Annotated in this window: 8 protein-coding genes and 1 pseudogene; 8 read left to right on the forward strand and 1 reads right to left on the reverse strand. The window is 32.2% G+C overall.

The window, feature by feature from the left end:
* From J6V67_RS06780 to J6V67_RS06815, 8 genes and pseudogenes are all read left to right on the forward strand, one after another.
* Positions 1–293, forward strand: a pseudogene (locus tag J6V67_RS06780) (phenylalanine--tRNA ligase subunit beta); the annotation flags it as partial.
* The gene (gene aroA, locus J6V67_RS06785; RefSeq protein ID WP_291860606.1) at positions 290–1,567 is read left to right on the forward strand and encodes a 3-phosphoshikimate 1-carboxyvinyltransferase; all 1,278 of its coding nucleotides are present in this window, start codon (positions 290–292) and stop codon (positions 1,565–1,567) included. The pseudogene J6V67_RS06780 and the gene aroA, both read left to right, overlap by 4 nt.
* A complete protein-coding gene (locus J6V67_RS06790) occupies positions 1,557–2,414 on the forward strand; it encodes a 4-hydroxy-3-methylbut-2-enyl diphosphate reductase (protein WP_291860609.1) in 858 nt (285 codons plus the stop codon). The genes aroA and J6V67_RS06790 overlap by 11 nt, the downstream gene beginning before the upstream one ends.
* Before the next feature lie 79 nt (positions 2,415–2,493).
* Positions 2,494–4,164: a 30S ribosomal protein S1 gene (locus J6V67_RS06795; RefSeq protein ID WP_291860612.1), complete on the forward strand. Its 1,671-nt coding sequence runs from the start codon at positions 2,494–2,496 to the stop codon at positions 4,162–4,164.
* Positions 4,165–4,171: 7 nt separating this feature from the next.
* Complete coding sequence (locus tag J6V67_RS06800) at positions 4,172–4,657, forward strand: hypothetical protein (protein ID WP_291860615.1); 486 nt, start codon at positions 4,172–4,174, stop codon at positions 4,655–4,657.
* Positions 4,654–6,237 (forward strand): phosphoglycerate dehydrogenase, encoded by a 1,584-nt coding sequence (gene serA, locus J6V67_RS06805; RefSeq protein ID WP_291860618.1) that lies wholly within the window; start codon positions 4,654–4,656, stop codon positions 6,235–6,237. Before J6V67_RS06800 ends, serA begins: the two co-directional genes overlap by 4 nt.
* An 11-nt stretch (positions 6,238–6,248) precedes the next feature.
* Positions 6,249–6,818 (forward strand): elongation factor P, encoded by a 570-nt coding sequence (efp, locus tag J6V67_RS06810; RefSeq protein WP_086246684.1) that lies wholly within the window; start codon positions 6,249–6,251, stop codon positions 6,816–6,818.
* 124 nt (positions 6,819–6,942) lie between these two features.
* On the forward strand, positions 6,943–7,497 hold the full coding sequence (locus J6V67_RS06815; protein ID WP_291860623.1) for an SCO family protein: 555 nt from the start codon (positions 6,943–6,945) through the stop codon (positions 7,495–7,497).
* On the opposite strand, the gene J6V67_RS06820 is transcribed toward J6V67_RS06815, so the two are convergent.
* On the reverse strand, positions 7,487–8,593 hold the full coding sequence (locus tag J6V67_RS06820; protein ID WP_291860626.1) for an FtsW/RodA/SpoVE family cell cycle protein: 1,107 nt from the start codon (positions 8,591–8,593) through the stop codon (positions 7,487–7,489). The genes J6V67_RS06815 and J6V67_RS06820 overlap by 11 nt on opposite strands.
* Positions 8,594–8,700 lie beyond the last annotated feature (107 nt).

Raw genomic sequence — 8,700 nt, forward strand, 5'->3', positions numbered from 1 at the left:
CTAGCCCATACTCTAAATTTCAAAGCCTAAGTAGAGATTTAAGCATTATAATGCCAAAAGATATGCCTTATCTTCGCATTAAAGAGATAATTGAAAGCTTGCAAATTAAGAGTCTTAAAGAATTTGTACCAGTTGATGTATATAGCGATGAGACTTTAGGCGATAATATGAGTTTGAGTGTGAAATTTACATTTCAAGATGATGCTAAGACTCTTGAAGATGAAGAGATTATAGCTATTATGGATGAAATTTTATCAGCTTTAAAAGAGAATTTAGGTGTCGGATTAAGATGAGAGTAGAGCCTTTAGAATCTAAATTTAATGTGGAGTTTGATTTAGTTTCCACTGATAAATCCATCAGTCATAGGTGTGCTATATTTTCTCTTTTAAGCGATAAAACAAGTATAATTGATAATTATCTTGAAGCTGAGGATACGCTAAATTCATTATCTATTGCCTCAAAGCTTGGTGCTAAGATTGATAAGATTGATGGCAGATACCATATCACTCCGCCAGTACAAATTAGCTCAGCTAAATCGATTTTAGAGTGCGGCAACTCTGGAACAGCAATGAGAATATATATGGGGCTTTTGGCTGGTTGTGATGGATTTTATGTATTAAGTGGTGATGAGTATTTAAATGAGCGCCCAATGAGACGCGTAGCTGATCCGCTAATTAAAATAGGAGCTACTATTGATGGTAGAGATGGTGCCAATAAAGCTCCAATTGCTATTCGTGGTGGGAATTTAGAATATTTTAGATATGATTCATCTATCGCTTCAGCGCAGGTTAAAAGCGCTCTGATTTTAGCTGGTTTATGTGCTAAGGGATGCGAGTTTAGCGAACCAGAATTAAGCCGTGACCATAGTGAGCGAATGCTAAAAGGAATGGGAGCAGATATTAGCAATAATGATGGTAAAATTATCGTAAAACCACTAAATTCAAAAAAACTAAAACCACTTATAATGAGTGTGCCAAATGATCCTAGTTCATGCTTTTTTTATGCTGTAGCAGCAGCTATTACTCCAGGGGCTAGGGTTAAATTTGAAAATATATTATTAAATAAAACTAGAATCGAAGCATATAAAGTATTAGAAAAAATGGGCGCAAAAATTAGCTACACAATCACAAGTAGTCAGTATGAAGATATCGGAGATATCGAAGTTATAGGTGATAAGCTAGAAGCTATTAGTGTAGATGAAAATATTTCATGGTTAATTGATGAGGCCCCAGCGCTTGCTATTGCTTTTGCTTGTGCTAGTGGCAAAAGCGAGTTAAGAAATGCAGCTGAGTTAAGAGTAAAAGAGTGCGATAGAATCACAGTAACTATAAATGCACTAAAGGCATGCGGTATAGAAGCGGGTGAATATGAAGATGGATTTTGGGTTATTGGATCTGAGGCTAAAAGAGCGCTTATTGATAGCCATGGAGACCATAGAATAGCTATGAGTTTTGCAGTACTTGGACTAAAGTGCGGAATGGATATATCAAAAAGCGAATTTATAGCTACATCTTTTCCTAAATTTAGTCACTTTTTAAGATCTTTAGGAGCTAAAGTTGAAGATTGAACTTGCTAAGAATTATGGATTTTGTTTTGGTGTTAAAAGAGCTATAAAAATTGCTGAAAACTCTGCAGGTTCACAAGATTCAACCTCTGCAACAATTGGCGAGTTAATTCATAATAGTTTAGAAATTGATAGACTAAAGGATAACTTTAGAGTTAAGACTTTAAAAAATATAAGCGAATTAACCGATGAAAAAAGAGCAATTATCCGAACTCATGGCATAACAAAAGGCGATTTAGAAAGATTAAAAACTACTGGAATTGAGGTAATAGATGCTACATGTCCATTTGTTACAAAGCCACAAAATATTGCTGAAAAGATGAGCAATGAAGGTTATGAAATTGTGATATTTGGTGATATAAATCACCCTGAGGTGCGTGGTGTGATGAGCTACTCAACAAAGCCTGTACATGTAGTACTATCTCAAGAAGAGCTAGCAAGTGCTAAATTGCCGCAAAAAGTAGCAGTGATTTCTCAAACAACTAAAAAAATAGAGGAATTTATGACTATTGTAACGCACCTTATGCAAAGAGTAAAAGAGGTTAGAGTATTTAATACTATATGTAATGCAACATTAGAAAATCAAGAAGCCGTAAGAGAGTTAGCTTTAAAGGCAGATGTAATGGTAATTGTAGGTGGTAAAAATTCATCTAATACCAAGCAGTTATATCTAATAGCTAAAAATTTATGTAAAGATAGCTATCTAATAGAGAGCCAAAATGAGCTAAATTCAGAATGGTTTAAAGATAAAAAGATCTGCGGAGTAAGCGCTGGAGCTAGTACGCCTGAGTGGGTTATTCAAAATGTTATAAAAGAGCTTGAAAATATCGATAAAATTTGCAATAGTTAATATAATATAAAGCTAAAAAAAGGTAAAATTTAATTTTAAATGCTGTAAAGCAAAGAAATCTATAGATAAAAGGATCAAGATGGCTGAGGCGAATAAATTCGTTCATAATGACATTGACAAAATCGACCTAGAAGAAGATTTTGCTACTATGTTTGAAGAGTCTTTAAAAAGTGAAGAGGCTACTGTGTGTGATGGTGTCATCGTAAATATAAAAGATGACGAAGTGTATGTGGATGTACGCAAAAAATCTGAAGGCGTAATGCATATATCTGAGATTACCGATGAAAGTGGGAATCTAGTATATAAAATCGGTGATGTTATCAAGGTAGCAGTAACAGGCTCTAGAAATGGCAGACCTAGCGTATCTCATAAAAAAGCTCTTAGAAAAGAGAAGGTAAAAGCTTTCATAGATAATTTTAATGAAGAGGCTGAAAATATATTTGATGTAAAAATCATCTCAAAAAATAAGGGTGGATTTGTCGCTGTTAATGATGATGGTATCGAGTTCTTCATGCCTAGATCACAAAGTGGATTTAAAGATCCAAATCAAGCTATGAACAAAAGCTTTAAAGTTAAAGTTATTAAAATTGATAAAGACGATCAAAGCATCATTGTATCACGTAAAAAACTAGTCGACGAAGATAGAAAAAAACGTAAAGAGATAGTGTCTTCAATTTTAGAAAACACCGATGTAATCGAAGGAACTATCAAAAAAATCACTACATATGGTATGTTTGTTGATGTAGGCGGTATAGATGGACTAGTTCATTATAGTGAAATTAGCTATAAAGGACCAGTAAATCCAAATACTATATATAAAGAGGGCGATAAAGTAGATGTAAAAATCATTAAATACGATAATGAGAAAAAACATTTATCGCTATCAATTAAAGCCGCTACTCCAGATCCGTGGGATGAAATTAAAGATGGCTTAGAAGTTGGCGATACTATTAAAGTAACTGTAAGCAATATTGAACCATATGGTGCCTTTGTTGATTTGGGTAATGATATTGAGGGATTTTTACATATTAGCGAAATTTCTTGGGATAAAAATATCAAAAATCCAAAAGAATTTATAAAAGAAAATGAAGAATTAGATGTAGAAGTTATTGAGATTAATCCAACTAGCCGCCGTCTAAGAGTGAGCTTGAAAAACCTACTTCCAAAACCATTTGATGAATTTAGTGCTAAATTTAAAGAAGGCGATATTGTAAAAGGTGTAGTAACTACGCTTACAAACTTTGGTGCATTTGTTAGAGTTGGTGGCTTAGAAGGATTATTGCACAATGAAGATTCGTCTTGGGATAGAAATGATAAATGTAAAGATATCTTTAAAGCCGGTGACGAGGTAGAGGTAAAAATCATTAAAATCGATCCAAAAGAGCAAAAAATATCTTTAAGTCAAAAAGATTTAAAAGCTAGCCCAGCTATGGAATATGCTAAATCTCACTCTATAGGCGATATCGTAAATGGTACTATAAGAGATATTAAAGATTTTGGTGTATTTGTAAGTTTAGATGATAATGTAGATGCTTTAATTCGTAAAGAAGATATTGGTTCACTTGATATTGATTCTTTAAAAATTGGAGATAGCATAGAAGCTGCTATTGCTTTTATTGATGAGAAAAAAAATAGAATTCGCCTAAGCGTAAAAAGATTAGCTAAACAAAAAGAGCGTGAAGTTTTAAATGAAATCAATAATGATGATAAAATGACGCTTGGCGATATTATTAAAGAGCAACTAGCATAATTAAGCTATGAAAAAAAACAGCCTTTATCTAATTTTAGCTGTTATATTTGTAGTAGTTTTTGGTGGGTTTATATCTCTGTTTGCTTATTTAAATTCAGGGTTATCCTCACCATCTATTCAGACTAGTAGTAGTGGTGTAGATTTAGAATACAACTATCAAAAATCAGATAATTGGCTTGAGAAGATTGCGGAGTTTGAAAAAAAAGACTCCGTACTACCTACAAATTTGATGATAATCGAGATAGGCGAGAAGAGTAAATTTGAAAAATACATTTCAAGATACTATATGCTAATTATCGATAGATGTGATTTTTATTCTATGTTTTGTATAAATAGAGTTATTAAAGATTTTAATATAAATTTTACAATTGTAAAAGATGGCGATCAAGCTACCATTTATATAGATACAGATAATAAAGATATAGCCTTAAGTGTAGCTAATGAACTCAAAAAATATAATATTCATACAACTTTAAAGGAAATTAACCTATGAAAACAGTTATAGTATGCGATGCTATTCATCCAGTTGGGTTTGAGATCTTAAATGCTCAAAATGATATAAAAGTTATCGATGCTGTAGATATGCCAAAAGATAAACTTTTAGAGATTTTAGGTGAAGCTGATGTGGCAATTACTCGTAGTTCAACTGATTGTGGCGAGAAATTTATAAATGCAGCTACTAAGCTAAAAGCTCTAGTTCGTGCTGGTGTTGGTGTTGATAATGTTGATATAGATGGCTTTTCAAAAAAGGGCATTATAGTTATGAATGTACCAACTGCAAATACAATTGCAGCTGTTGAAATGACTATGTGTCACCTATTAAATAGTGCTAGAAATTTTATAAATTCAGTAAATGATTTACAACAAGATCGTGTTTGGAAACGTGAAAAATGGTATGGCAATGAGCTGTATGGTAAAACCCTAGGAGTGATCGGTTTTGGTAATATTGGTTCAAGAGTTGCATATAGAAGTCTTGCATTTGGTATGAAAGTTATAGCATACGACCCATATATTGATCCAAGTAAAGCTACAGATATGGGTGCTACATATACTACAAATTTTGATGATATTTTAGGTTGCGATTTTATCACGATTCATACTCCAAAGAATAAAGAAACAACAAATATGGTTGATGAAGAGCAAATTGCTAAAATGAAAGATGGCGTAAGGCTTATTAACTGCGCTCGTGGCGGTCTATATAATGAAGATGCAATTTATAAAAATTTAAAAAATGGTAAAATTGCTTATGCTGGAATCGATGTATTTGTCAAAGAGCCAGGCAATGACCACCCATTACTGGATTTAAATAATGTAAGTGCTACTCCACATCTAGGCGCTAATACATATGAATCTCAAAAAAATATTGCTATTGATGCAGCTGAACAAGCTATTAGTGCAGCAAGAGGTATTTGTTATCCAAATGCTTTAAATTTACCTGTAAAGGTTGAAGATCTACCTCCATTTGTAGCGCCTTATACAGAGCTTTTACCTAAGATGGCCTATTTTGCTTCTCAGCTTAGTGGCAAAAAACAGATTAAAGCTATTAGATTAGAGCTTGAAGGCGAAGTATCTGACTATGCTGAACCGATGCTATCATTTGCTATAGCAGGTGCCTTAAAAGATGTTTTAGGCGATACTATAAACTATGAAAATGCTACTTTAAAAGCATCAGAAAAAGGTATTGAAGTATCTACAACTGTAGTACCAGCAAGTGGATATAAAAGCAAGCTAACAGTTAAACTTATCACGGATGAAGATTCTGTAAGTGTAGGTGGAACGGTATTTAGCGAGACAGAACAAAGAATTGTAAGCGTAAATGGATTTAAGACAGACTTTAAACCAAAAGGTAGAATGATAGTATTTAAAAACCGTGATATTCCAGGCGTTATCAGTGATATTAGCGGTATTTTAGCTAAGGCTAGGATTAATATTGCTGATTTTAGATTAGGTAGAGATAATGATGGTTTTGCTTTAGCAGTTATACTAGTAGATGAAGACATTCAAAAAGATATTCTAGATCAGCTAAATGCGCTTGAAGCGTGCGTATGGGCTAGATATGCGGTATTAATTTAAAAGGAGAAAATATGGCAACATATTCTATGGGTGATTTAAAAAAAGGTTTAAAAATTGAACTTGATGGAAAGCCTTATAAAATAGTTGAGTATCAACATGTAAAACCTGGAAAAGGCGCAGCGTTTGTACGTGTAAAAATTAAATCATTTATTGATGGTAAAGTATTAGAAAAAACTTTCCATGCTGGAGATAAATGCGAGGCTCCAAATCTAGTAGAAAAAGAGATGCAGTATCTATATGATGATGGTGAATATTGTCAATTTATGGATGTTGAATCATATGAACAAGTAGCAATAGCTGATGAAGATATTGGTGATGCTAAAAAATGGATGATAGATGGTATGATGGTTCAAATTCTATTCCATAATGGTAAAGCAATTGGCGTAGAAGTTCCACAAGTTGTTGAGCTTAAAATTATTGAAACTCAGCCAAATTTCAAAGGCGATACTCAAGGTAGCAATAAAAAACCAGCTACTTTAGAGAGTGGAGCCGTAGTTCAAATACCATTCCATGTACTAGAAGGTGAAGTAATTCGCGTTGATACTGTACGTGGCGAATATATTGAAAGAGCAAATAAATAGTACTTTTTTATCTCCTTGCAGATCTTTTGCAAGGAGCTTCTTTATCAATTAGCTTATATTTATACCATTTTAATCTTTTGTTAGATAGAATTAAATTTAAATTTATCAATATGAAGGAGAATATATGAAAAGAGCTATATATGCTATTTTATTAGTTGCATTAGCTTTTGGTGCCTATTTTTTTGTAGATAATAAGTTAAAAATTGCTAAGTATAATTTTGATGCTAATAGTACTGTTGGTAAATTAAATATAACTAGCTTTAAAGATGAGTATAAAATTTTATATTTTGGCTATACATTTTGTCCTGATATATGCCCATCAACTCTTACTATTTTATCATCAGTAATTGATGAAATGGGGCTTAATGATAAAATTAAGATTTTGTTTGTTACGCTTGATCTTCAAAGGGATAATGAAAAAGAGTGTGATGAATTTGCTAAATATTTTTACCAAAATTCAGTTTGTTTAAAGATGGATGAAAAAGAGTTAAAACGAATGGTAAAAAACTATAATGCCAAATATGAGATTGTAAATTTACAAGGCTCGGCAATGGATTATAGCGTAGCTCATAGCTCTTCAGTTTATCTATTTAAAAGAAATGGAAAATTTTATAAAGAGATCTCAAATTTAACAAAAGATGAGATTAAAAAAGAGATCTTAGAATTAATTAAAAATTGATCTTAACAAATCTATTGGTCTTGTCAAATCTAAAGGTCAATAGATTTTGTAAAATCCCAAATAGACACATAAAAGTAATAAAACTACTACCACCATAACTATAAAAAGGTAGAGGAATTCCAACTACTGGCGCAAAACCTATTGTCATAAAGATATTTATACTAACATAAATAAAGATTAAAAGCGCTACAGCACTTACTGCAGCTTTGATAAAATACTCATCTTTAAGTTTATAATTTAAGCTTAAAAGATGCATAATTAAAAATCCATATAGCATAATTAATCCAGCACCACCGATAAATCCATATCTCTCAACAGTATAAGCAAATATAAAATCACTTGTAGCAATTGGAAGAAATTTAAATTTAGTCTGTGTAGCTTCATCAATACTTTTGCCAGTTATACCGCCATTACCGATTGCTATAATACTTTGCCTTACTTGATAGCTTGGTTTTTCGCTTATAAAGTCAGCTATTCTCTTCTTTTGATAGTCGTGTAGATTTTCATATAAAATTGGCGAACAAATGCCAATTAACAAGGCAATGCTAATCCAAATTTTGCGATTAACACCCACTATAAACAATACTCCATAGCCAGTGATTAATAGCATAAGAGCAGTTCCTAAATCTGGCTCTTTTAATATCAAAATAAATGGAAGTAAGATATATATACTAAGCTTTAAGAATTGTTTTAAATTATAGCCTTCTTCATCTGGTGGAGTTTTTTTGATTAAATATGCTAGCATTAATACAAAAGCTGGCTTCATAATCTCACTTGGCTGAATAGTAAAATTAATAAATGGAATCTCAATCCATCTTTGAGCGCCAAGTTTGCTAACGCCTACAAATTCGACACTTAGTAGCAAGATAATATTAACCCAATAAATTGATGGAATGAGCCATTCAAGTTTTCTAATTGGCAGTAGAAAAAATAGCATAAATGCCCCAAATCCGATAATAAAATAAGCTACCATTTTAGCTGATAGCATATCACTTGCTTCGTTGATTAGGCTATATGATAGGAATATAATTGGCAAAATAAGTGCTGGTTGAACATAGTCAAAATGTGTTAAAATTCTCTTATCTAGTAGTATCAAAATTCAAACCTAAGCAAAAATTAGCTAAAATTCTAGCTAAAAAAGGGTTAATATTGACTGAATTTATATCATCACAGACTTTAAGGCTTGATCAAGAATTAGCCGCC

Source organism: Campylobacter sp. (assembly GCF_017646085.1).
In the GTDB taxonomy this organism is placed as follows: Bacteria; Campylobacterota; Campylobacteria; order Campylobacterales; family Campylobacteraceae; genus Campylobacter.

Bases quoted from the DNA above. Each gene is read 5' to 3' on its own strand.
- J6V67_RS06800 (WP_291860615.1), top strand. From the start codon at position 4,172: ATGAAAAAAAACAGCCTTTATCTAATTTTAGCTGTTATATTTGTAGTA.
- J6V67_RS06815 (WP_291860623.1), top strand. From the start codon at position 6,943: ATGAAAAGAGCTATATATGCTATTTTATTAGTTGCATTAGCTTTTGGT.
- efp (WP_086246684.1), top strand. From the start codon at position 6,249: ATGGCAACATATTCTATGGGTGATTTAAAAAAAGGTTTAAAAATTGAA.
- J6V67_RS06795 (WP_291860612.1), top strand. From the start codon at position 2,494: ATGGCTGAGGCGAATAAATTCGTTCATAATGACATTGACAAAATCGAC.
- serA (WP_291860618.1), top strand. From the start codon at position 4,654: ATGAAAACAGTTATAGTATGCGATGCTATTCATCCAGTTGGGTTTGAG.
- aroA (WP_291860606.1), top strand. From the start codon at position 290: ATGAGAGTAGAGCCTTTAGAATCTAAATTTAATGTGGAGTTTGATTTA.